24 protein-coding genes and 1 pseudogene are annotated in these 23,090 nt (G+C 65.1%); 10 read left to right on the top strand and 15 right to left on the bottom strand.

What is annotated here, in order from left to right:
• Positions 1 to 4: 4 nt before the first annotated feature.
• Positions 5 to 1,093: an aromatic ring-hydroxylating oxygenase subunit alpha gene (locus I7X18_RS28700; protein ID WP_193045413.1), complete on the top strand. Its 1,089-nt coding sequence runs from the start codon at positions 5 to 7 to the stop codon at positions 1,091 to 1,093.
• A 155-nt stretch (positions 1,094 to 1,248) separates the two neighbouring features.
• On the opposite strand, the gene I7X18_RS28695 is transcribed toward I7X18_RS28700, so the two are convergent.
• The 3 genes from I7X18_RS28695 to I7X18_RS28685 all read right to left on the bottom strand — a co-directional run bounded on the left by I7X18_RS28695 (position 1,249) and on the right by I7X18_RS28685 (position 3,910).
• Entirely contained in the window at positions 1,249 to 1,995 is a 747-nt protein-coding gene (locus tag I7X18_RS28695; RefSeq protein ID WP_193045414.1) for an SDR family NAD(P)-dependent oxidoreductase, read from the bottom strand.
• Between the two features lie 364 nt (positions 1,996 to 2,359).
• Positions 2,360 to 2,968, bottom strand: coding sequence for a class I SAM-dependent methyltransferase (locus tag I7X18_RS28690; RefSeq protein ID WP_193045415.1), 609 nt, complete (start codon positions 2,966 to 2,968; stop codon positions 2,360 to 2,362).
• A 333-nt stretch (positions 2,969 to 3,301) separates the two neighbouring features.
• Positions 3,302 to 3,910 carry a TetR/AcrR family transcriptional regulator gene (locus I7X18_RS28685; protein WP_193045416.1) on the bottom strand — a complete coding sequence of 203 codons (609 nt, stop codon included), beginning with the start codon at positions 3,908 to 3,910 and terminating at the stop codon, positions 3,302 to 3,304.
• A gap of 84 nt (positions 3,911 to 3,994) precedes the next feature.
• Between I7X18_RS28685 and I7X18_RS28680 the strand changes: the two genes are divergently transcribed.
• Positions 3,995 to 4,708 carry an SDR family oxidoreductase gene (locus I7X18_RS28680; RefSeq protein ID WP_193045417.1) on the top strand — a complete coding sequence of 238 codons (714 nt, stop codon included), beginning with the start codon at positions 3,995 to 3,997 and terminating at the stop codon, positions 4,706 to 4,708.
• Here I7X18_RS28680 and I7X18_RS28675 read toward each other — a convergent pair.
• Positions 4,700 to 5,506, bottom strand: coding sequence for an MFS transporter (locus tag I7X18_RS28675; protein ID WP_198730502.1), 807 nt, complete (start codon positions 5,504 to 5,506; stop codon positions 4,700 to 4,702). The two genes, I7X18_RS28680 and I7X18_RS28675, sit on opposite strands and share 9 nt — an antisense overlap.
• On the opposite strand from I7X18_RS28675, the gene I7X18_RS28670 reads away from it, so the two are divergent.
• Complete coding sequence (locus tag I7X18_RS28670; protein ID WP_198730501.1) at positions 5,501 to 6,076, top strand: beta C-S lyase family protein; 576 nt, start codon at positions 5,501 to 5,503, stop codon at positions 6,074 to 6,076. The genes I7X18_RS28675 and I7X18_RS28670 overlap by 6 nt on opposite strands.
• A gap of 171 nt (positions 6,077 to 6,247) precedes the next feature.
• Here I7X18_RS28670 and I7X18_RS28665 read toward each other — a convergent pair whose 3' ends face one another.
• Entirely contained in the window at positions 6,248 to 7,003 is a 756-nt protein-coding gene (locus I7X18_RS28665) for an SDR family NAD(P)-dependent oxidoreductase (RefSeq protein ID WP_226863296.1), read from the bottom strand.
• 371 nt (positions 7,004 to 7,374) lie between these two features.
• Positions 7,375 to 8,217: a class I SAM-dependent methyltransferase gene (locus I7X18_RS28660; protein WP_193045419.1), complete on the bottom strand. Its 843-nt coding sequence runs from the start codon at positions 8,215 to 8,217 to the stop codon at positions 7,375 to 7,377.
• A gap of 766 nt (positions 8,218 to 8,983) precedes the next feature.
• Between I7X18_RS28660 and I7X18_RS28655 the strand changes: the two genes are divergently transcribed.
• A complete protein-coding gene (locus I7X18_RS28655; protein WP_226863395.1) occupies positions 8,984 to 10,060 on the top strand; it encodes a M20 family metallopeptidase in 1,077 nt (358 codons plus the stop codon).
• On the opposite strand, the gene I7X18_RS28650 is transcribed toward I7X18_RS28655, so the two are convergent.
• Genes I7X18_RS28650 through I7X18_RS28625 form a run of 6 tightly spaced genes read right to left on the bottom strand, consistent with a single transcriptional unit; the run spans position 10,057 to position 14,370 of the window.
• Positions 10,057 to 10,254: a hypothetical protein gene (locus I7X18_RS28650; protein WP_193045421.1), complete on the bottom strand. Its 198-nt coding sequence runs from the start codon at positions 10,252 to 10,254 to the stop codon at positions 10,057 to 10,059. The genes I7X18_RS28655 and I7X18_RS28650 overlap by 4 nt on opposite strands.
• A gap of 14 nt (positions 10,255 to 10,268) precedes the next feature.
• Positions 10,269 to 11,114 carry an ABC transporter permease gene (locus tag I7X18_RS28645; protein WP_193045422.1) on the bottom strand — a complete coding sequence of 282 codons (846 nt, stop codon included), beginning with the start codon at positions 11,112 to 11,114 and terminating at the stop codon, positions 10,269 to 10,271.
• A complete protein-coding gene (locus I7X18_RS28640; RefSeq protein ID WP_193045423.1) occupies positions 11,114 to 11,869 on the bottom strand; it encodes an ABC transporter ATP-binding protein in 756 nt (251 codons plus the stop codon). Before I7X18_RS28640 ends, I7X18_RS28645 begins: the two co-directional genes overlap by 1 nt.
• The gene (locus I7X18_RS28635) at positions 11,866 to 12,621 is read right to left on the bottom strand and encodes a glutamine amidotransferase (protein WP_193045424.1); all 756 of its coding nucleotides are present in this window, start codon (positions 12,619 to 12,621) and stop codon (positions 11,866 to 11,868) included. Before I7X18_RS28635 ends, I7X18_RS28640 begins: the two co-directional genes overlap by 4 nt.
• Positions 12,622 to 12,667: 46 nt before the next feature.
• Positions 12,668 to 13,360, bottom strand: a complete 693-nt coding sequence (locus tag I7X18_RS28630) for a M24 family metallopeptidase (protein ID WP_193045425.1) — start codon at positions 13,358 to 13,360, stop codon at positions 12,668 to 12,670.
• An 11-nt stretch (positions 13,361 to 13,371) separates the two neighbouring features.
• A complete protein-coding gene (locus I7X18_RS28625) occupies positions 13,372 to 14,370 on the bottom strand; it encodes an ABC transporter substrate-binding protein (protein WP_193045426.1) in 999 nt (332 codons plus the stop codon).
• Between the two features lie 172 nt (positions 14,371 to 14,542).
• Here I7X18_RS28625 and I7X18_RS28620 point away from each other — a divergent pair, with 172 nt between their 5' ends.
• The 3 genes from I7X18_RS28620 to I7X18_RS28610 all read left to right on the top strand — a co-directional run bounded on the left by I7X18_RS28620 (position 14,543) and on the right by I7X18_RS28610 (position 18,117).
• Positions 14,543 to 15,568 (top strand): LacI family DNA-binding transcriptional regulator, encoded by a 1,026-nt coding sequence (locus I7X18_RS28620; RefSeq protein ID WP_232375362.1) that lies wholly within the window; start codon positions 14,543 to 14,545, stop codon positions 15,566 to 15,568.
• Between the two features lie 477 nt (positions 15,569 to 16,045).
• Positions 16,046 to 17,482 carry an MFS transporter gene (locus tag I7X18_RS28615; RefSeq protein WP_193045428.1) on the top strand — a complete coding sequence of 479 codons (1,437 nt, stop codon included), beginning with the start codon at positions 16,046 to 16,048 and terminating at the stop codon, positions 17,480 to 17,482.
• A complete protein-coding gene (locus I7X18_RS28610) occupies positions 17,479 to 18,117 on the top strand; it encodes a TetR-like C-terminal domain-containing protein (RefSeq protein ID WP_193045429.1) in 639 nt (212 codons plus the stop codon). Before I7X18_RS28615 ends, I7X18_RS28610 begins: the two co-directional genes overlap by 4 nt.
• 61 nt (positions 18,118 to 18,178) lie before the next feature.
• Here I7X18_RS28610 and I7X18_RS28605 read toward each other — a convergent pair whose 3' ends face one another.
• On the bottom strand, positions 18,179 to 18,823 hold the full coding sequence (locus tag I7X18_RS28605; protein WP_193045430.1) for an FMN-dependent NADH-azoreductase: 645 nt from the start codon (positions 18,821 to 18,823) through the stop codon (positions 18,179 to 18,181).
• A gap of 83 nt (positions 18,824 to 18,906) precedes the next feature.
• Between I7X18_RS28605 and I7X18_RS28600 the strand changes: the two genes are divergently transcribed.
• Positions 18,907 to 19,410 (top strand): MarR family winged helix-turn-helix transcriptional regulator, encoded by a 504-nt coding sequence (locus I7X18_RS28600; RefSeq protein ID WP_193045431.1) that lies wholly within the window; start codon positions 18,907 to 18,909, stop codon positions 19,408 to 19,410.
• Between the two features lie 21 nt (positions 19,411 to 19,431).
• Here the strand turns inward: I7X18_RS28600 and I7X18_RS28595 are convergent, their stop codons facing one another.
• Complete coding sequence (locus tag I7X18_RS28595) at positions 19,432 to 20,673, bottom strand: MFS transporter (protein ID WP_193045432.1); 1,242 nt, start codon at positions 20,671 to 20,673, stop codon at positions 19,432 to 19,434.
• Between the two features lie 98 nt (positions 20,674 to 20,771).
• Between I7X18_RS28595 and I7X18_RS28590 the strand changes: the two genes are divergently transcribed.
• Positions 20,772 to 21,923, top strand: coding sequence for an ROK family protein (locus I7X18_RS28590; protein ID WP_193045433.1), 1,152 nt, complete (start codon positions 20,772 to 20,774; stop codon positions 21,921 to 21,923).
• A 35-nt stretch (positions 21,924 to 21,958) separates the two neighbouring features.
• On the opposite strand, the pseudogene I7X18_RS29785 reads toward I7X18_RS28590, so the two are convergent.
• Positions 21,959 to 22,041: pseudogene (locus I7X18_RS29785) on the bottom strand (TetR/AcrR family transcriptional regulator); the annotation flags it as partial.
• A 239-nt stretch (positions 22,042 to 22,280) separates the two neighbouring features.
• Here I7X18_RS29785 and I7X18_RS28585 point away from each other — a divergent pair.
• On the top strand, positions 22,281 to 23,063 hold the full coding sequence (locus I7X18_RS28585; RefSeq protein WP_232375361.1) for a class I SAM-dependent methyltransferase: 783 nt from the start codon (positions 22,281 to 22,283) through the stop codon (positions 23,061 to 23,063).
• The last annotated feature ends 27 nt before the right edge of the window (positions 23,064 to 23,090 follow it).

Raw genomic sequence — 23,090 nt, 5'->3', positions numbered from 1 at the left:
TCCGATGACACATCAACAGCTGCCTCTCGAGCGGATAAGTCCCGCTGAAGCCATCGATCGCGCGTGGACGCTGCCCGCGGACTGGTACACGTCCACTGACATCTTCAATCGCGAACAGAAGTCGATCTTCCGCAATCAGTGGCAATATGTCGGCTACACAGGCCAATTGGCCGGACTGGGTTCGTTTATCACCGACAGTGTCGGGGGTGTTCCCGTAGTGGTCGTGCGTAAAGCCGATCGTTCCTTGGCTGCCTACATCAATATCTGCCCGCATCGAGGACACCCTGTCGCGCTCGGTGAAGGAAAGCGTCGGATGCTTCAATGTGGCTATCACGGTTGGACGTTCGACCTGGAGGGTCATCTCAAGGTGGCGCCGCGAGCTGAGCGGGAGCCGTGCTTTGACTCGTCGCAAATTGCGCTGACGCGGGCACGTGTCGAGACCTGGGGGCCACTGGTTTTCGTGAACCTCAACCCTGAGGCTGAGCCACTTTTGGCTCAGATCAGCGGCCTGGTATCGGTGGCGGAGGAGAACGGCTTCGACCTAGGGCGCCATCCCGTGCGTGCTTCCCGTGAGCATCTCATCAAGTGCAACTGGAAAATCACCTTGGATAACAATACTGAGTGCTACCACTGTGCCACGGTTCACCCGGGCTTTCGCAACAAGTACCACGTCGACGCCGACAATTACGAGATCCGGCAGTTCGACGACTGCTTCGCCCACATTTCGAAGCCAATCGACGCGAGCACCAGTGAGGGGCAGTGGGTGGATTTCCACCTCTCCTACATCTGGCCGAATTTCATGGTGTCAGGTCGAGGCAACGACTACTTCTACACTTACACCTACATCCCGGTGGGACCGGGTGAAACTTTGCAGCGCAACGACTTTTTCTTCCCCGACAACTGGGACGACGCCCTCATCGCTTCAACCATCGCAGAGATCGAACAGATCATGGCTGAGGATTGGGAAGTATTCGAGCGCGTCCAAGTCAGCCTCAATGCCGGCGTTGTTCCGCATGGGGTATTGCTTCCCGACAACGAAGTCCTGCTGCGCCACTTCCAACGTAAATGCGCCATGGCTCTCGACGAACTCTGATACGGCATCAATGCGGTGGAGGCATACCCGAACGGTGATTCTGGGGAAATGTTTCCCTCGGGGGCTGCGATGGTTCAAGAAGGCGCCCTACCCTGTCTCGTCTTAGGATTTGAGGTCGATCAGATTCCGTCTCAAAGCAGAACGCGGCAGTACGGTCAGGTGGCGGCGCGTCCGCCGTCTGCAGGCAGGATCGCGCCGTGGATGAAGCTGGCTCGGTCACTAGCCAGATAGGCGATGGTTTCGGCGATTTCGTCGGGAGTTGCCGCGCGGCGTGCTGGGGCTTGGCGCATCATCTTGGTGAGCCCGTCTTCGCCGAAGACTGCTTTGGCGTTCTCGGTCAGGGTCGGACCCGGGGCGACGGCGTTGACCCGAATGCCGTGCGGTCCAAACTCGGTGGCCCAGCACTTGGTCAAATGATTGAGCGCGGCCTTGCTCGATGCGTACACCGCTGAGCCTGCGGTGCCGAAGGACGCCACCATAGTAGTGACGTTCACGATGACGCCGCGGCCGCGCGAAACCATGGCAGGGGCAAGCGCACCGACCAGGTAGAACGGTGCTTTGACGTTGAGCGCGTAACAGGCGTCGAAGTCAACCTCTGGGATGGCCGGGGTGGCTCCGAAGGTGCCGATGGCAGCGTTGTTGATCAGAATGTCGACGCGGCCGGCGGCGTCGAGCGCCTCGGCGACCAGCGCTTGGCAATGCGTGGCATCGGCCAACGAGGCCGGCAGGAAGTCGGCCGTGCCGCCTGCTGCGCGGATGTCGTCGACGACGCGATGCCCGCGTTCCTCGTCGCGCCCGCTGACAAGAACGTGGGCCCCGCGATGGGCCAACAGCTTTGCCGTGGCCTCGCCAATCCCTCTCGTAGCACCAGTAACCAAAGCGACATCGCCCCCGAAAGACATGCCGTCGAGCATAAGAGATAACGGAGCGACCCCACGTGTCGTCGCGATTCTAAGGAAACCAGGTAGGAGGAACTGAATGTCGGAACCGGCCTGCTGGGCCAGCCCGCGCGCCGCCACCACTGTGGCTGGGGAGAAGTCACGTTCCCGTACGGTGCGCGCCCTAGCCGCGCCAAGGGGCACCGTGTCGGTGTCAACCGCGGATCGGGGCTGCCGTCACCAACGCACCACTTTCGGCGCAACCTGAGCCGCTTCGCGAGAAACGAAGCGACCAGACCTGTCTCGTTGAGCATCATGTATTCGCTCCGCCGGGCGAAGCTGCGGCCCAAAAATTTCACTGGGACAGCATCGTTGCGGGGAACTGCGGTCAGATCACCGCCTTGTTCCACACCAAGGCATAGCGCCACATCGTTAACCGCCTCCACTGGACACCGGGAAGCGCCTGGACGGCCGCACGACGCACCTCGGAGTAGCTATGCGGCGGTGGCCAGACAATCGGAGCCGAGTGCGCCCAGATTCCGTGACGCCGCTTGTATCTCTGCTGTTGTAGGAAACCTGCGAGGTCGTACAGCGCGTCACTGGGACGGGTACTTCTAGCTAGACCGACGACGGCCAGCACCCCGCCCGGCGCAACCAGATCGGCGAGGTGGGTCAGCGTCTGCGTGATGTCAGGTAGGTGGTGAAGTGTCGCCACAGACGCGACGACATCGAAGGAGGCGGGCTCGAACGGGTACGTGAGGACGTCGCCCACGATCCAGTTGACATCGCCGTCTTCATGGCGGGCGGATTCAAGCACATCGGCATCGGCATCGAGCCCGGTCACGTCCGGGATGCACTTATGAAGGTCGGCAGCGAGGAGTCCATTCCCCGTGCCCACATCGAGTGCGGTGCGTGCAGATTCAGGAATGGCATCAAGGATGACCTGGTGATAGTGAATGTTGTTATTCCACCGCACGATTGGATCCTGGTCAGGCATCTCTCCACCCTGCCACAACAGTGACCTGCCATGAGAGTCCCGATTTTGTGGATGGTTGCTCACCCGCTCGCATTCACCTCGCGAGCCGCGGATTCAATGCGTGCGGTTGCAGCTTGGCTGTCGCCTAGTCGCATAAGCCGGCTCATCGACAGTCTTCAAGCAGAGGGCCTCGTCACGAAGCACAGGGCTGACGGAGATGGCCGCGGCCATGTAACGCCACTGACAGAGAGGGGATTTGGTGCACTCGAGCGGAACTACTCCATCTCGCTGGCAAGTGCGCGTCACCGAATCTTCGATCACCTGGGCGGCCAGGACGCCGCAAGTCTCGCTGCGCTATTCACCCGCATCGCCGGTGGGCTCGAATAGTCCCGACTGGCCCGCTCCAGAGCCGGGCGGGGGCGGAAACGCTGCCATCGCGGTCTCGGCGATCCCCAGGAGGTCCTCGGTGGTGCCGCCGTCGCGGGCGCAACCGGACATGCCGCGCAAAACCGCCACGAGGAACGAGGCCAGGTGGTCGGTGCGGGTGGTGGTCGCGAGTTCACCGTCCCGGACCCCGCGGTCGAGCCGGTCCTGGAGTCGGCGGTGGAGGTCCTCTCGTTGCGCGGCCAGCCGTGGCTCGGTCAGCATCAGGCAGCCGAGGGGCGTCGCCGCGTCGGTGTGGGCGTGAGCGGTGTCGACCAGCAACCGGGCCACGGCCTCGCGCGCCGTGGGCAGGGCGGCCGCCTGATCGACGGCGTCGCACGTACGCCGGAAGTACGCGGCTGAAGCTTCCTCGAAGAGACTGTGCTTGTCGCCGAACGCCGCGTAGAGGCTCGGTGGCGTCACGCCCATGGCCGCGGTGAGCGTTGTGACGGAGCACTCCGTGTAGCCCGCGCGCCAGAACTGCTCGACGGCCGCTTCGAGAGCGGCGTCGCGATCGAAGCTGCGTGGTCGGCCGGCCATGCAAGCAGCATAACGTATCGATCGCTACGGAATGTGTTACGCTCCGTCGCGAATCAATAGCGATCACTACAGAAAAGGGGCGTTATGGAACTCAACGGCGCGGTGGTACTCGTCACCGGAGCGAACCGAGGCATCGGTGCCGAGTTCGTGAAGCAGCTCAAGAAACGCGGGGCAGCAAAGATCTACGCCGCCGCCCGCGACGCGAGCGCGGTCGAGGCCGACGGCGTCGAGCCGATCGAGCTCGACATCACGAACGCCGGCCAGATCGAGGCCGCGGCTCGCGCTGCCGGCGACGTGCAGATCCTGATCAACAACGCGGGGATCTCCACGGGTACGTCGCTGATGACCGGGGACGAGACGACCATCAGGCGGGAAATGGACACGAACTTCTACGGCCCGCTGCAGATGACCCGCGCCTTCGCCCCGGTCCTTGCGTCCAACGGAGGCGGCGCCATCCTCAACGTCATCTCCGCGTTGTCCTGGTTCACTGCTCCGGGCTCCGGTGCCTATGCTGCGTCGAAGGCTGCGGCGTGGATGTTGACGGACAGCACGCGCCTCGAGCTCGCGTCGCAGGGCACGCACGTGGTCGGCGTGCACATGGGGCTGGTCGACACCGACATGGTCAAGGGCATGGAGGGGGCGAAGATCGACCCAGCCGACCTGGCGGGTGCGGGTCTCGATGCGATCGAGTCGGGCGCGCAGGAGGTGTTGGGCGACGACTGGGCGAAGTTCGTGAAATCTGGGCTACCGCTCGACCCGAAGGAACGGTACGAGCAGATCTTCGCCGCGCTAGCGTGAGATGTCCTCGAGCACTGTCTGCCGCGTCTCGGGCAGGAAGATGATCGCGATGAGTGACCCGGTGACGAACAGGACCGCGCTGGCCGTGAAGACGACGCTCGTGCCGCTGGAAGCAATGATGATTGGAACGATCACTGGCCCGAAGATGGAGCCCAGTCGACCAGCGGCGGTTGAGCTCCCCATGCCGATCGCCCGGGCTCGGGTGGGGAAAAGCTCTGGGGTGTAGGCGAAGATCGATGAGAACATTCCGAAGAAGAAGAACTGGAGAAATGATCCTGCGATGATCAGCTCCGTCAGGCCAGACGCGCTGCCGTAGACGAAGGCTGCGATCGCCGAACAGAGCGCGAACCCGACCAGACACAGCTTGCGGCCCACGACTTCGATGAGGTAGGCAGCGGTGAGGAAACCGGGAATGCCCCAGAGCGCCATCAGGACGATGTACCCAGCCGTTCTCACCACATCGAATCCCGAATCGGCGAGCAGCTTTCCGATCCACGTCGTCAGACCGTAGTAGCCACCGAGAAGGCAGAACCACATCGCCCAGCTGGCCAGCGTTCGCTTTCGGTAGTCACGCGAGAACAGGGTTCGCCAGGACGCTGAGTGATCGTGGACCTCATCGACCGGGGCGACGACAGCGGGCGCGGGAAGTGTGTTGCCGCAAGCCTGCTCGGTGTTGGCCTCGATAGACTCCAAAGTGGCTCGGGCATCAGCGAATCGGCCGCGCGACGTCAACCATCGGGGCGACTCGGGGAGGTTCCTCCGGACGATGAGCGCGACGATCGCGAGACAGGCTTGCATGACGAAGAACCCGCGCCATCCGAGCGCGGTCTACCGCAGGATGTAGGAGAAGATCCCGGCGAGGATGAAGCCGACAGGCCAGGTCCCTTCCATCAGCGCCAAGGCCTTCAATCTGGCCGGTACCCGTTGCGCTGTAGCACATTGGGACACCAGCCCACCGCACAGGCGCTCGACCGCGCTCCGTTGGACTACTTCGGTACGCCAAGCGTTCTGAGCCGGATAGCCACGGTCACCGCGTGGCAGCACGGCGCCGGCTGGCGCCGGCAGACGTTGTCCCTGCTGGAACAGAATCGTCAACGGGTGAAGCATTGGGCTGATGCCCATCCTGACATCCGATACCACGAACCGGAGGCGACGTATCTGAGCTGGCTCGACTTCAACCGAACGCCGCTAGCGGGTGATCCTGCGGCACGAATCCTCGAGCGCGGTCGTGTGAAACTCAGTGCCGGCGCTGATTTCGGCCAACACACCGACGTGGACACCGCCAGTTTCGCCCGGTTGAACTTCGCGACGACGCCGGACGTCCTCGAGGAAATCCTCGCCCGGACCGGCACCACGCTGATCAGCTAGCCGGAGTGGCCATGAAAATTGAGAAGCCACAAGACATCTGTGCGGTGGTAGCCATCATGGTGGTGCTGCGGTGGGGTTCGGCTCGGTCGGCGTGCTCGAACCGTTTACGTCTTCCAAAGGTGCGCGGTGGCACGGCCGCCTGGCCGAGTCGACGACTAGACGCGTGATCACTTACCAGGGCACGACCTGGTTGCGGTAGTCGAGGAAATGCAGTCCGCCGGCGCCTTGGTGGGTGAGGATGGTGTCCACGACGCCTGGGATGCTGTCTTTCGTCGTCAATGTCGCGTCCGGCCCCCCGAGTTCGGTCTGGACGTGACCGGGGTTGATCAGCAACAGGGTTCGTGCATCCGCGGCGTGCCGCGCTGCGTAGCTGCGGAACAGTTGGTTGAGTGCGGACTTGCTCGCGCGATACACGTCGTGTCCGCCGACCGTATTCAACGAAATACTTCCCTGACTCGACGACATGATGCCGATGGTGCCGGTATCGGGTACGAGGTCCTGCAGGGATTCGACGACGCGCATGGGGCTCAGGCTGTTGGTCACCATGACTTCCACGAAGCTCTCGGTGGAAACGTCGGCGACGGGGATATCGGCATGCGCCACGGCGGCATTGACGAATAGCAGATCGACAGTGGTACCGCTCAGTTGCTCACGTAGCGCTGAGATCTGCCTGGGCACGGTGATATCGAGCGTCTCGATGTCCAGACGGTTTCTGGTGTCCAGGGCATGTAGACCTGTCGTGCCGGTACCACGAATGGTCCCGATGACGTGCCAGCCGCGGGTCAGGAATTCGTCGACCATGGCCAGGCCGAGTCCCTTGGAGGCGCCCACGATCAATGCCGTTGGTTGTCGTCGTTTTGTCATGCCCGTGTCAGCCGGGTTTGCCGGCCGCATATTCCCGTGCTGGACGCCGCTTCCTGCCGACATCGGGCTGGCAGATCCCCAAAACGGTCCAGTATCGCGAGGACTCGCTGGGGGGGTGGCGGTTGGACTACTACATGATCTTCGACCCGAAGCGGTCACGCGTATGCATACCGGATCTCGTCGCCCAGCGGCCTGCTGAACTACTTTAGGGCCCGGCCACATTGGCGATGGCTTTGTTCTCGTGCTTGCGGGATGGCTTCGGTGAGTATGTCGGGTTCGGGGTCTCGCGTCACCCCCCGGATCGTGCCGCTGGGCTCGAACACCTACGACCAGAACGCGGGCCGGCGGATGATGCGGGTTCCGCCGGCGCAGTGGCGCGATCCGATCGATCTCGCTCAACCCCTCGCCGCCGATGCTGCGGCGCGCGGGGGAGTTTACTCAGGCGCCTTCGACGCTCGCACGATCTGGCATGCGACAGGGAGCAGGAACCCATCGCCGGAAGGACGTTCATACTCACGCAGCAAGTGGCTCATCGCCGCACGGACATCGTCACGTGTGCGGTCATCCAGCGCTGAGATGACGGCATCGTGCGGTCCTCCACTTACGAAGCTCCACCACGACTCGAAGTCCTCGAACACCACGTTCCACTCGAACGGCTTGACTTGGACGTCGATCAGTCCGGCGTCGAGTAACCAACGCTCTCGAATCCCGGGTGTCGCCATCTGCCGGAACCATCCTGACAAATCGGGCAGCGACGTCCCGGGAGCGGCGGTTGCCAGAGCCCTCTGGGTGAGGAAGACGAATGGGTTCAGTTCGGCTTCGGCCCATACGGCGATGCTGACGCGACCGCCTGGCTTCAGTACCCGAGCGATCTCTCGCGCCGTCGCGGCCGGGTCGCCGAGCAGAAGGGCACCCATTCTGGAAATCACTGCATTGACCGACGCATCCGGCAGCCGGAGGGCGTCCATCAACATCACCTCGAACGCGGCGCGGTCCTCGAGTCCAGCTTGCTTGGCCTTCATCCTGGCGACTTCGATCAATGGCAGAGACCCGTCAATCCCGATGAGACGCCAGCCCGCCCGGGGTTCTACGAGACCCAAACCCGGCTCGCCGGTACCGCAGGCGAGGTCAAGTATCGTGGATCCGGCCTCGAGATCGCGGATGTGCTCGGAGATCGCCTGGGTCGACGCCTCTAGGTAGTGCAGGCACTTTTCGCAATCCTCCACCGTCTCAGGCACTTGCAGAGTAGACGTGAAGTCAAGGCTGTCCTGCGTCATTTCGTCGAGCTGCTAGCTGTGCCGACGTGGCCGACGGCTCTTCGCAGAAGGCAGTCTGCGCTGCGGGGCAACGGCGCAGAAGGCGGCGAGATTGGCCTTGCGGGCGACGCCCTCCAGCAGCCTAGGGGGTGCGCCCGGCCTATAGGGGTCGAGAACAGCTGCGGGCTGGCCATGGCCATGTCGCCACCCGCCCCGGTGACTACCGCAGCCTTGTCATCCGGTGTCTCCACTTCAACTCCGTTTCTTCGGCAGTCCGACGCCGGCCACTCCAACGCGACGCGGGCTCTGGCGTGATGGCTGACGTCTGCGCTTGAGAAGCCGACTCCTCCTACCAACAAAACGTTATCGACCCAAGAATTATTCGCTGCCCGGTCAAGACGCGACCACCGCCGACCCTTGCACCATCCAGCGCGTAGAGATCGTGGACGGTTCAGACGCGATCATCCAAATTCGCCGTCTCTGGTAGAGCCCACCGGTAGGAGACGATTCAGTGAATCCGGAATCCGGTCGAAGAGCCGTGATCGGCCAGTTCTCGGGTGTCTCACACTCTCACGGGTGGCCGCCATCAAAGAGAAATGTTCGTGAGACCCGCCGACGTGGGCCACCGCGGCGGCGATGCCGTTACGGAGAATGCAGGGGAGGGCGGTACACGTCGGGGGGGTTCATCTCCGACCGCGCCCTACGACGAGAGCCGGGTAAGATCGAACCTGCAGGTGAGAAATCCTGCTGCTCAATCGAATTGATCAAAGGGGCCGCGCAGGTGGAGATGTCGGGACTGCTCACCGAGCTGGTGGCGCTGCAGACGATCTCCGGTGATGCCGCCCCGCAACGTCAGACCATCGAGCTGTGCCTGTCTCTGCTTCGGGCGCGCGGCGCCCACACGCACGTGGACGCCGACCTCGACGGCCCGCACCCATGGGCGGTCTTGACCAATGACGCGCCACCGGGGGCGGCCAGGCTGGCGTTCTGCTGTCATGTGGACACGGTGCCGACGGGCCCGCTGGCCGCCTGGTCGTGGCCGCCGTTCGCCGCGCAGGTGCACGACGGCCGGCTGATCGGCAGGGGCGCCACAGACATGAAAGGCGGCCTGGTCGCCGCGTTATCGGCACTGGAGGACGCCCTGGACACCGGTGTGCCCGTGGCGCTGGTGCTGACCTCCGACGAAGAGGTGGGTGCACTGGGGGCGCAGCGCGCCCGTCACGCTGTCCTCGAAGCGGGAGTCGGGGCGGTGATCATCCCGGAGGCCACGGCCAATGGCGTCCGGCTTGGGCATCGCGGTGCGCTGTGGCTGCGGATCAACAGTGCCGGTGTGGCCGCTCACGGCAGCACCCCGCATCTGGGCCGCAACGCGATCCTCTTGCTGATGGATCTGGTGCAGCGCGCCCGTGCAGAACTGCCCCGCACCACCGATCCCCACCTGGGTCCCTCGACATGGAACCTCGGGACCATCGCGGGTGGGGCGGCGCCGAACATCGTTGCAGCCCAAGCCAGCTGCGTCGTCGACCACCGCACCGTGGGCAACGGCGGAGAACTCCTCGACTGGTGGCGCGCGCAACCCGAGGCCCACGACGTCGAGGCCCTGATAGATCTGCCGGCGATGTGGACGCCGGCTGACGATGCCTGGGTGGCACAGTTGCCGAGTGCCGCCGGCACCGAACCGGTGCCGTACTTCACCGACGGCTCCGCGTTCAGTGCCGTGCTTCCCGGTGTGCCGATTGTGGTCTGGGGTCCCGGCGACCCGGCGACGATGCACGCCGCGGACGAATCGATCCTGCTGAGCAATCTCGACGTGGCGGCGCACCACTACCGCCGGGTCGTCGGCCGGTGGGGCGCGGTCGACTAGATTCCTGCCCCCGGTTCGGTGCCGCACCGGTCCGCGGCCACGATTGGCACACCGTTACTGTGAGAGGTGGCGCTGCACAGTGGCCATTCGGGAAAAACAGCCAATTGCACGTCGGCGGCGGCTAGTTCGGCGATGGCGTTGACCATCGCGTCGACGTTGTGCGCGACGTCGTTCATCTTCGGGTTGGTTTGCACACTGGCGACTCTGATCACGGGTTCTCCACTTTCTCTGGCTCGGCGGCGTGCGCAAGGAATCGCCGCCGCCACGCGGGTTTGACCGACGAGCGTCGCCACGGCGTCAGCAGTACCTCGGCCATTGCCACCGCTCCGAACGCCAACAGCCCCAAGACCACCAGCAGGATGATGGCGGCGAAAACGGAGGCCACGTCGAGGCGGGACTGGGCCTCCAGCAGCGAGACCCCGAGGCCCCCGGTGGTGGATGCGGTCCACTCGCCGAGTACGGCGGCGGTGACGGCGAAGGTCGCGGTCATCTTCAGGGCGGAGAACAGCGGCGTCAGCGTCGCCGGCAGCGTCACGGTTCGGAAGATGCGCCACGGTGTTCCGCCCATGGCGCGAACGAGGGCAATGAGGTCCTTGTCGACGGAGGCCAGGCCGCCGAGCACGTTGACGACGACCGGGAAGAACACGATGAGCGCGACGATCGTGAGCTTGGGGGCCAGGCCGAATCCCATCCAGATCACCAGGGCGGGTGCGACGGCGATGATCGGCACCGCCTGCGAGGTGATCAGGATGGGGTAGAGGAAGCGCTGGATGGTGTTCGACCACGACATCACCAGGGCGAACAGGAAGCCCGCGGCGGCACCGATCAGGAAGCCGAGGATGAACTCCTTGCTGGTGATGATGGTGCCGGGCCCCAGCTTGTCCCAGTCGTCACGCAGTGCCTCCAACGTGCGCTGGGGGCTGGGCAGGACGTACGGCGCGATGTCGAACAACCGGACCGCGAGATCCCAGATCACCACGAGGAGCGCCAGTCCCAGGACCGGCAGGGCGAGCGTTTTGAGGCGCTGGGGCAGGCCCGCGTTCAGCACCGGCATCACGCTACCTCCGACGGGCGGCCGTAGATCAGGTCTAGAACGGTCGATTTCAGCTCGACGTAGCGCGGGTCTGTGCTCAGGTGGATATCCCGGGGACGCGGCAGGTCCACCGGAATGACGGCCGCCACCCGTCCGGGCCGAGGTGTCATCACCACCACCCGATCGCCGAGGAACAGTGCCTCGTCGACGTCGTGCGTGACGAACATGATCGTCTTGCGCTGCTCGCGCCAGACCTCGAGCAGCCACTGCTGCATCATCATCCGAGTGTGGCTGTCCAGGGCGCCGAACGGTTCGTCGAGCAGCATTACCGGGTGGTGGAGGGCCAGGGTGCGCATCACTGCCACGCGCTGCCGCATACCCCCCGACAGCGCGTGCGGGTAGTGGTCGAGATAGCCGCCCAGGCCGTAGCGCTGCGCCATCTGGGCGGCCGAGCTCAGGTCGTCGCGGGACGCTCGGCCGCGCACGTCTGCGCCCAGCACGATGTTGTCGAGCACCGTCCGCCAGGGCAGCAGTAGATCCTTCTGCAGCATGTAGCCGACGTGTCCGGTCTTCGCCTTGATGTCCTTGCCGTCGAGGCTGACCGAGCCGGCTGTGGGGGTCAGGAGGCCGGAGACGATGTTGAAGATGGTCGACTTACCACACCCGGACGGCCCGACGATGCAGACGAACTCTCCGGCCTCGACGGTGAGATCCACTGGCGCCAGTGCCTCCACACCGTCGAACGAGTGTGAGACGCCGGCCAGCCGCAGGCTCACGGGGTGTCCTTGGCCGCGAGCCAGGACACCGTCTGTGACCACAACCTGGCGAAGCCGTCCCACTGGGTGAATTCCGTTGGCGCCCAGTGTGGGCCGATGTCACTGGCGAAGGCCACGCTGCGGCCCCTGCCGTACCTGCCGACGGTCAGCAGGGGATGGCCGTTGACCTGGGCCAGCACCTGCGACGCCGATCGCGCTGACAGTCGCTGGAAGCCCAGGAGAGCGGGCCAGGTGTCGGGCAATCCTGCGGTGCAGGGATGCTCCGGCCCGAACAGCCGCGGAACGGCGCCCTCGGGGCACTCCTCGCGGTCGTCGCCGTCTTCCATGAGCACCGGAAGCGCTTCTGCCAGAGCCGAATTCCTGTAGTTCGCCTTGGCCTCGATACCCTGGAAGCTGAGGTAACCGCCCACCATCATCAACGCCCCGCCGGCGCGCACCCAGTCCCGCAGCACCAGCAACCGGTTGGGGTGCGGCTTACCCCGCAGAAACACGTCGTTGGGCATCAGCAGGGTGTTGGAGCCGATATCGGACAAGACGACTACGTCGTAGCCGTCCAACTCGTCGCTGGCCGAGGGAAAATGCGCGGCGGCAACGTGATTGGGCATGAACGTCACGTCATGGCCGGCGGACTCCAGCGCCGCCGCGAAATCCTTGACCCCTTCCTCGTAGGCTACGGTCGTGAATGAGTCGAACCCCTTGGTGTGGATCGACGTCGTGGTCCAGGACTCGCCGGCGATGAGCGTTCGGGCCATGTGCCGACTCCTTTCGTTGGTGGTGGGGTGTCGAAGTGCGACGGGGTCACCGGATGACGGTGCAACCCTCCGGTCCGAACCAGATGACGTCCTCGACCTTCACGCCGTAGAGGTGGTTCCCGATGTAGGGTTCGACCGCCCAGCCTCCCCACATCTTTGTCGTGTTGTGGCGGTCGATGTAACCCTGCGTGTACGAGACATTTTGGCCGATAGAGTGGCCGATGTTGCCGAGGCGGTCCAGGTGGTTCCACGCGGTGCCGGCAATGCAGTCATGGAACACCGACCACAGTGCGTTGGCCCGCATCCCCGGGTAGGCCGCGCTGAGTACGGTGTCGTGGATCCGCTGGATCTCGTTCTTGGCCTCGAGGTAGTCGGGCTGGTCGCCGATGACGAAAGTGCGGGTGCAGTCCCCCCACCAACCGTCGACCACGGGGTGGACGTCGATGAAGCCGGCGTCGATGTTCCACAGCATCCTTCCCGTCGGCGCCGCCGTGGGGAAGCAGTCGAGGCTGCCCGAGCCGAAACCCACGTTCACGATGGTCCACAATCCGGTGGATCCGCGGGCCCGCAGCGTCTCTTCTGCCCACCTGGCCAGCTCGCGTTCGGTCATGCCCGCCCATAGCGCGTCGGCCGCCAGTTCAGCGACGTCACGAGCCAGGAGTTGGGCTTTCACCAGCCCGTCGGGTGGTGCCACGCTGACGGTGTCCGGGGTCACCAACGAGTCGTCGGGGAAAGACATCACGCAGGCCTCTATTCGGGCAGGTAGTCGTTGGTCCAGTAGGCGCTGGGCTCGTCCACGGACTTCACCAGGTCCTGCGCCACGGCGGCATCCAGCAGACCGCTCCATTGTTCGTCGCTCTGTTCGAACGGGGGCACCTGCGCTTTGAGGATCTCGGCAGTCGCGTTCCAGGAGTCGACGATGAAGCCCATGTCCGAGCCCGGGTAGGTCTTGTCGAAGATCGCCATGGCCCCCTCCGGGTCGTTCAGCGCATCGTCAAGGCCGCGCTTGGTGGCCAACATGAAAGCTTTTGCGGTGTCGGTGTTTTGCTCCAGCCATTCGGTGTTGCCGGCAACGACGAAGATGGGCGCGTTGGGTGCGCCGTGATCGCTGGCAGCCATGAAGAACGGATCGAAACCGCCATTGACACGCACATCGGCCGACTCGGCGTTGGTGACGCCGGTGATGATGTCGACACGGTTCTCCAGCAGCAGCGGCACCGTGTTGTCGGCGGCGGTGACCAGCTGGACGTCGGGAAGCGCCAGGCCCACCGAGTTCAGCATCATGGTCAGCTGCGCCTTGGACCAGGCGTCGTTGTAGATGCCGATGGTCTTGCCCTTGATATCGGCGAGTTCGAACGGTTCGCGCGCGATCAAGCCCCAGTTGTTCTGGTCCCCGTAGGCGCCGGTGGCGATCACGGGTGCGTCCTGGTCCTTGGCGAACAGCACATCAAGGGTGGTGGTGAACGCCATGTCTGCTTCGGCCGTCCCGAGGAACTTCATCGTGTCCGCGACGGTGGGTGGTGGGGTTATCGTCACGTCCATCCCGGCTTGGGAGTAGTAGCCCTTGTCCTTTGCGACTACAAAAGGTGTCCAGAAGGCGTCGGCGACGGGCCATTCCATGATCAGATTGACCGGCGTGGTGCCGTCGGCTGCCGGTTCCTCGGACTCGCTGCCGCAGGCGGTGAGGCCCGCCGCGGCGACTGTGGTCATCAACATCGCTGCCAGGCGGGAGCGGAAGGTGCGGGTCATGCGTCTCCTCGATTGTGTAATCGATTACAAAGCTGGTGTCGACCACCAAAGCACCCCCGATGATCACGGGTCAAGGGCCAGCAGTTTCAGGAATGTAAACGATTGCCTAGCGGCGCCCTTCGTGTTACACACTAGGAGCATTCGCATGGGGCGATCGACCGCAAGGGGGGCTGTGCGTCCGACAATCAGGCAGGTCGCCGAGCATGCCGGAGTGTCGACGGCGACGGTGTCCCGTGCGCTGTCCGGGACCCGGCCGGTGTCGCCGGAGCTGGCGCGCCGCATCGATGACGCGGTGGCCGAGCTGGGCTATTCCAGCAACGGCATCGCCAGTTCACTGCGGCGTAGCCGCACCGACACCATCGGAATGGTGGTCCCCGATATCGCCAACCCGTTCTTCACGTCGCTGGTGAAGAACGTGGACCGCGTGCTAGCCCAACGCGGTTGGCAGATGCTGTTGTGCGACGCACAATCGGATCCGCGCATCGAGGCGGATCGTCTTGCCTCGCTGATCAATCGACGTGTCGACGGGGTGATCATCAGCCCCGCGAACGAGGTCGACAGCGGTGCGGCCGTGCGAGCGGCGGCGGCCCGCGTGCCCGTCGTCCAGATCGACCGGCGGGCCCGGGACACCGACACCGACTGGGTGGGCATCGACGACGACTTCGCCGAATCGCTGATCGTGGGTCACCTCGCCGAGCTGGGGGTCGGCAGTGCGGCGTTTGTCAGCGCGGCGCCCACCGATTCCTCCACCGAGTCACGCCAAGCCGGCCTGCTGAAACACGCTCAGGCACAGGGGATCGGCATCGACACCGCATCGGTCCTGCTGGGGGAGTACTCCGTTGAATGGGGGCAGCGGGCGGGGGCCCAGATCCTGCGCTCGCGACGTCGGCCGGGCGCGATCGTGTGCGGCAACGACCTGATCGCACTCGGTGTCCTGCAGGCCTGCCGGGAGGCGGGTGTCGAGGTGCCGGGCGAAGTGGCGGTGACCGGATTCGACGACATCCCGTTCGCGGCGCTGAGCACGCCGCCGCTGACCACCGTCGCGCAACCGCTGACCGACATCGCCGCCGAGGGGGTACGGCTGCTGGCGCAGGCCATCGAGGGCAAGGCCACCACTCAGACCATCCGCGCGTCGCTGGGCTCGCGACTGGTGGTCCGCAGCTCCACCGATCCGACGGCGTCGAAAGGAAAGCGTTGACCGGCAGACAGGACACCTCCACCGCGAGTACTCGCGGGCAAACAGATGCTTAGCGGTGCAACACGGAAGAGAGACCGTGAGATTCGTGCTGAGACTCGCAGTCGATCTCCTCGGTTGAGCTAATCACCGGACCTGAACCGGCGACCTGGAAGTGTGGACTCCGGCGGGTGTGCCTGTTCACCCGTTGATGACTCGCGGCACTGAAACCGCTTGCAAAACCCTCGACGCCGAACTCCACGCCGTAGCCCGATTTGTTCACCCCGCCGAAGGGGATCATCGAGTGCGCTGAGGAGTGGGCATCCATGGATGCCGAACCGTCCCCGCACTCCCTGCGCAGCTTGAACGATGCTGTGACAGGAGGGCCGCCAGTGGCGAGCGCGTGGCGGTCACCAACTACTAGCGCATCGCCGGACTCCATGTAACACTGTGCTATATCGCACTTATGGAACGGCGTTCATTAGTTATCTTCGTCGAAGGATGTGGTTCAAGGTGACGCCGAAGCGAGCCGAGAACCAGGCGGCGGGGCCGTCCGATGCTGTTCGGCGGCCCCCGTCGCCTGCTGAGCAGGCCGCTTTCGGTGCGGGTGGGTTGAGCAGCGCGATCTTCACCACCGTCCCGGGTCTGGTGCTGCTGTACTACCTGACCGACACGCTGGGTGTGGCCGCGGGACTGGCGGGTTTAGTCGTCGCGGTGCCGCGCCTGTTGGACCTGCTGAGTAACCCCATGGTGGGACGACTCTCGGACAGGACGACCACGCGCTGGGGGCCGCGACGACCTTGGATGGTGGCGGGTGGCCTGTTGTTGCCACTCACATTCGTACTGCTGTTCTGGTCACCCTGGCTCGGCAACGCCGCCGCGATATGGGTGGGGTGTGCCTTCGCCGCCGGCGGGGTGTGCTTCGCGATGTTTGCGGTCCCATGGTCAACCCTGCCGGCCGAGATCGGGATCACTGACAAGGCGCGCACCACAATGATGTCGTGGCGGGTCGCTTTTCAGGCGATCGGCATCCTGATCGCCGGCGGCCTGGCACCGACCATTGTCGAGTGGCAGGGCGGCGGTACCGAGGGATACCGGCTCATGGCGCTGTTCATGGCAGCGTTGATCGTGCTGGCTGTGACTGTGGCGGTGTTCCTCGGTGCACGTCGGTCCGCGCAGCGCGCCACCGCTGTCAGCGAGACGGGATCGTTGCGTGACGCGGCGCGTCTGGTGCGCAGCAACCCTGCCTTGCGCACGGTACTGATCGTCGTGATCCTGTGCGAGGCGGCCGCCGCCACGTCTTTGGCGTCGGTCCCCTACATCGCCGATCATGTCGTCGGTTCCCCCGATGCAACGACATACGTATTCATTTCCGTGATCGTCCCCATGCTGTTGACGATGCCGTTGTGGTCGCGCATCGCCAATCGCCACACCAAGCGCACGGCTTTGAGATGGGCGAGCATCGTTTTCGCAGCCGGGGCGGCGGTCTTGCTGGCCTTGCCCTTCACTCCGCCCGAAAGCCGTTTGATTGCAACGCTGTGCGCGACCGTTGTCCTTGGCGTGGGCTTCGCCGGCACGTCGATGCTGCCGCTGGCCATGCTGGCTGACGCGGTGGCCCGGGAGGCGGCCACTTCAGGCCTGCGGAGGGCCGGCCTTCTCACCGGCGCGGCGAATGCCGCCGAAACCGTATCGGGGAGTCTCGGCGCCGGCCTCTATGCACTTGTCTTGTCCGCGTTCGGCTATCACTCGTACCAACCAGGTCAAGACGGGACTCAAACGATGACTGCCCAAATCGGAATCGTCGCGGCGATAGGCGGCGTGTCCATCCTGGCACTGCTGGCCGTGAACGTGGTGTTGCGTCGGGACGGCCGGGACGGACGCGACGGCACCACAGAATCAACAACCGCCGTCGATCAAGCCTTGGAGCCCACGTCGTGAACGCCCGACAATCTCAGCAGACGCCCACCCGGCACCGAACGGCCAGCGACCAGGTGGCACCTGCCTTGCTGCAGGCTGCACAGACTGTCCTCGATCGGGACGGCCAGCGCGGCGTCACCATCCGGGCCGTAGCCCGCGAGGCCGCCGTCGCGCCGATGAGTGTCTACAACCGGTTCGGCAGCCGCGACGGCCTTCTCGTCGTGTTGGCAGGCCGCGCCTTCGCCGAACTCGCTGGGTCGCTGGTCGCGCCGGCCGACCTCACCCCGGAGCAGCGATTCCGCCAGATATGCTGCGGCTACCGAACGTTCGCCCTCACGCATCCCGAACGCTACGCCTTGATCTTCTCGATCGGCAGCCCCGTCAAGCTTCCCGAATCACAGGAGGCGTCCGACCGAGGCAATGAAGCGTTCGGATATCTCGTCGATGCGGTGGAGGACCTCAACCCCTCACACGCGATTTCTCGGGGAAACCGCAACGCCACAGAGGCCGCACAGATCGTCTGGAATGCCCTGCACGGCGCGATCACAATCGAACACGCCAACATCGGTCGCACCGACAACCCCAGTGACACCTACGAACACATGATCACTCTGCTGCTCCGCGGCCTTCGTGACATCGACGAACCGACCGACTGATTCGAATCGCAACCCTGCCGAACGCCGTCGGCCCGACCGGGCTTGGACACCACCCGGCGTTTCACGCGCTCATGCGTGCCGCCCACAGTGTGTCGATCTCTGCCTCGGCATCGGCCAGACTCTGGGCCGCCAGCGGGCGCAGTTCGGCCATCGCGGGGTTGTCCGCGGCCATTGTCAGCTCCGCGGTGATGAACCGAGGTACCAGCCCCGTCAGCGAAAGACCGTGCGGCAGCCAGGGTTCGGCGTGATCCCAACCCTCACGCGGGGTTCCGGTGCCGTACCCGCCACCGCGGGCGGCAAGCACGATCAACTCAGTACCGGCGAGCAGGCCCTGGTGAGTTGCCGGATCGAACGAGACGCCGGGAACGACGATGCGGTCGACCCACGCCTTGACCACACTTGGTGGGCCGAAGTTGTAGAGCGGCAGGCCCAGCAGCACCGTGTCCGCCCGCTTGATCTCGTCGATCATCGCGACGCTGCGCGCGTACGCGGCGGCCTGCGCGGGGGTGTGGTCCTGCGGCGGGACCGCGGCCGCCGATCCACCGGCGGTGTCCAGATGCGGCACCGGGTTGCTGCCGATATCCCGGTAGGTCACGGTGCCCGCCGGATTGGCGGCACGCCAGCGGGCTGCCGCCCTGGCCGTCAGTTGCCGGGTGACCGATCGCTCGGCTTGGATCGACGTGTCGATGTGCAACAGGTTGGACATGGCAGATCCTCCATAGATAGTTTGTCGTACGCAAACTATCTATACCAAATCGACCGCTGATCCATTCCCCTAGACTCGGCCCTGTGACCGAGTTGCCCATCGTCTCGCCGAACTGGCAGCTGGTCGGCCCACTCCTGGAACACCTGGCCCGCCGCTTACGGGCGGCGTCGGAGTCGGAGATCGAGCAATTCGGCCTGCGCGCGCGTCACGTGGTCGCCCTGACGCTGCTGCGGGACTTCGGCGAACGGCCGCAATCCGATCTCGCCGGGATGCTCAGGATCGACCCGACGAATGTGGTCGGACTGCTCAACGAACTCGAGGCCGCCGAACTCATCGAGCGCCGACGCTCGCCCCAGGACCGCCGCCGGCACACTGTCGCTTTGACCGCCACCGGGGCGGCCCGTCTCGGCGAGGTCGAAGGCGTGCTCCTCGATGTGGAGCGGCAGATGCTCAGCACGCTCGATGACGACGAGCACGCGGTGTTGTACCGGTTGCTGATCCGTGCCGTTGGAGAAACAGCGGCGTGTTCGCCACCGGCCAATAGTCACCCGTGCCTTGCCGACGACGACTCCGGTTCGCACTGCTGATCAGCGCCACACCCGGATCCGTCACCGTCCATCCGTCGGCGCATTGAGTCGGCGGTCGGTCCATCGCTGCAGAAGCACCGACACGGTCAGCACGACCAGACCTGCGAGCGTGAGCGCCGCGCCCGCTGCGGCAGGTGCCGTGTAGCCGAGACCCGCGGAGATCACCATGCCGCCGATCCAGGCGCCTGCCGCGTTGGCGATGTTGAGCGCGGAGTGGTTGAGCGCGGCCGCCAAGGTCTGTGCGTCGTGCGCAACGTCCATCAACCGGGTCTGCAGGGCGGGCCCGATCGACGAACCGGTCGCGCCGATGAAGAACAGGCCGAGCATGGCCGTCCACGGGTTGTGGGCGGCGAAGACGAACAGCGCCAGCACGATGCCCAGGGACGTCAGCGACGCGTAGAGGCCGCGGACCACCGAGACGTCGGCCATGCGGCCACCCACCAGGTTGCCGATAACCATGCCCAAACCAAACGCCATGAGGCCCAACGGGATCAGGCCGCGTGACACTCCGGCGACGTCGGTCAGCGTGGTCGACACATAGGTGTACACCGCGAACATGCCGCCGAAACCGACCATCCCCACCAGCAGGGCGAGCCAGACCTGTATTCGCTTGAGTGCGCCGAGCTCGGTGAGAGGACTTGTCACGTGCATACCGCGCATGTCGGGCAGCCAAAACCAGATCGCGGCCAGCGTGATGGCGCCGACGGCGACGACCAACGCGAAGGCGCTGCGCCACCCGAAGTGTTGCCCGAGCCACGACGCCACGGGCACGCCGAGGACGGTCGCCACGGTGAGTCCGCTCAGCACGTAGGCGGCGGCCTTGGCCCGGTTACGCGGGCCCATCAGGTGTGCGGCCACCAGGGCTGCGATCCCGAAGAACGCCCCGTGTGGCAGGCCGGCGATGAAGCGCGCCGCCATGAGCGTGGCGTAGGACGGGGCGAACATGCTGGCCAGGTTGGCGACGGTGAACAGGACCATCAGCCCGAGCAGCAGTGTCTTGCGCGGCATGCGCGCGGTGAGCGCGGCAATCAGGGGCGCGCCGATGACGACGCCCAGGGCGTAAGCGGAGATGACGTGGCCGGCGACCGGTTCGGTGATGCGCAAGCTGGCTGCGATGTCGGGGAGCAGGCCCATCGCGACGAACTCGGTGGTGCCGATGCCGAACCCGCCCAGGGCGAGTGCCATCACGGCGAGCCACCGGACGGTCGGGTCGGGTGCCACGACGGACATGGGTCCAGACGGGCGCGACAGGGCTCGGGTCATGGTCTCGACGGTAGACCTACTTATGCATGTCAACAACAAACTTTCGTCCTTGACGGGCGAAAGTGGCGAAGCTTACGTCGGTGGGGTTGAATCGAGGGGTGACGAGCGTCGGCGAAGTGTTCGCCCTGATCCGTGAACTGCGGGTCACCACGCGCGCGGAACTGGTGGCGAGGACGTCGCTGTCGCGCACGGCGGTGACGGCCCGCGTGGCCACGCTCCTGGAACTCGGGCTGGTCGCGGAGGCCGAGCGTGCGCCCTCGACCGGGGGACGGCCCGCCACCACGCTGAGTTTCGACGCGGACGCAGGCATCGTGCTGTGCGTCGCGATTGGGATCAGCCGCACACGCATGGCGGTCTGCAACCTCGCCGGTGAGATCGTCGCCACCGCGGACATTGACCAAGAGGTCGCACTCGGCCCCGACGACCTGCTGCCCGATGTGGTCAAGCAGCTCGACGTGCTCCTTGCCGATCACGCGGACGTGCCGGTGTACGGCATCGGCGTGAGCCTGCCAGGGCCCGTCGACCGTGAACGGGGTTGCAGCCGGGACTCGCCGATCTTGCGCGGCTGGGACGGCGTCAGGTTGCGGCCGTACTTCGAGGGACTCTCCAACGCCCCGGTCCTGCTGGACAACGACGCCAACGCCATCGCCCTCGGTGAGCGTGGCGGCGAACTGGAGCGCATCGACGACCTGCTGGTCCTGAAGCTCTCGACGGGGTTGGGCGCCGGCATCATCGCCGGCGGCGCGCTGCAGCGGGGTGCCTCCCAGGCGGCGGGCGAGTTCGGCCACAACAAGACCCCTGCGGCAGCGGGACTTTCGTGCCGGTGCGGTGACACGGGCTGCCTCGAGGCGATCGCGGCGGGCTGGGCGGTGGTGCACGCGCTACAGCAGCGTGGGTACTCGGTGCGGCACATGCGCGACGTCGTCGAACTCGCGCACGCCGGCGATCCGGAGGTCCGCCGCATGATCCGCGACAGTGGCAGGCACATAGGCGAAGTCGTCGCCGCGGCGGTCAACCTGCTCAACCCGAAGGTGCTCGTCATCGCCGGCGATCTAGCGGGGGCCTACGAGATTTTCGTCGCTGGACTCCGAGAAACCCTGTACCGCAACGCGACCGCGATGTCCACTCGCGAACTCGAGGTCGTACAGGCCGCCCACGCCGGGCACTCGGCCGTGGTCGGCACGGCGACCATGGTGCTCGAAGAGGTGCTCAGCCCCAGCGCCGTCGACAAGTTGGTGGCCCTCGGCTAGGTAGCCAGGTTCACCTTGGAGCCGAACTCGGCCTAGATGCTCCGACGACTGACGCCCGTCGCGGCCGTGAGGTCGCAGATGGGCACGCCAGCGAAGCCGTGTTGCCAAAACAACTCATCGCCGCGTCCTCGACCTGGTCGGGATCGAACTCCCGCGGGCCCTTCGTGGCGGGGCTGGAGTTCGGTTACATCACCGGTGCGCACCTCAACGTCGACGGCGGCTTCACCGTCTGACGTCCAGGTGGCCCCCGGCTAGTCCAGATAACCAGCGACTCCTTGCACCAGCCCCTCCGTTTCCGGGTAGTCATAGAACCAGCTGAATCGGAATCGATTGTTCGACAGAATCGTTCACAGGACTGTGGCGAATGAAACACAGGGCTACTTGTTCAGCAGCGAGTTCAGCGAGGAACGCTCTCGGCTGGGGGCAATGGAAGCACTATGGGATCCGGGGAGCAAGCAGGTGATGGCCGAACTGGGACTCGGCGAGGGTTGGCGTTGCCTCGAGATCGGCGCCGGTGGCGGATCGCTCGTCGAGTGGATAGCTGAGCGCGGCGCCGCGGTGACCGCGATTGACATCGACACCCGCTTCATCGATCACATGCAGTCCGAACGGATTACCGTGCTTCGTGCGGATATCGGCCAGGAGGAACTCCCGCATGCGGAATTCGATCTGGTCCACGCCCGCCTCGTATTGGAACACCTTCCCGACCGTCGACAGATTCTGGGCCGGTTGGCTGCAACGCTGCGGCACGGGGGCTGGATGGTAGTCGAGGACATGGACTGGACTACCTTCGGGCTGGTTGATGATGATGACGACGGAGGGGCGTTGGTCCATGTCGCCGAGGCTCTTATGGAGCTCATGGCCCGAGCGGGTTTTGAGAGGAATTACGGTCGACGCGTCATCGGTGACCTTGCTGACGCGGGGCTGACGGACGTCCGAGGAGAAGGCCGCTTTCGAATCATCGACTCCGGCTCGCCGGGATTCGACTTCTTCAGGCTCTCGTTCGCTAGTGTGCGTGACAAGCTTGTCGGCGAGGGCTTGATCTCGGCCGGGGAGGCCGCGGCGACGGCTGCCCGTTTCACACAAGACGTCCGCCTGAGCACGCCGCTCATGGTGGCCGGAATCGGCCGTCGCGCCTGACCCCGCAATCGAGCCTTGTTCGACAGC

The organism is Mycolicibacterium baixiangningiae, assembly GCF_016313185.1.
GTDB classification, from domain to species: domain Bacteria; phylum Actinomycetota; class Actinomycetes; order Mycobacteriales; family Mycobacteriaceae; genus Mycobacterium; species Mycobacterium baixiangningiae.
The sequence above is the reverse complement of the archived record's forward strand: the minus strand, read 5'-3'. Positions and strand labels throughout refer to the sequence as shown.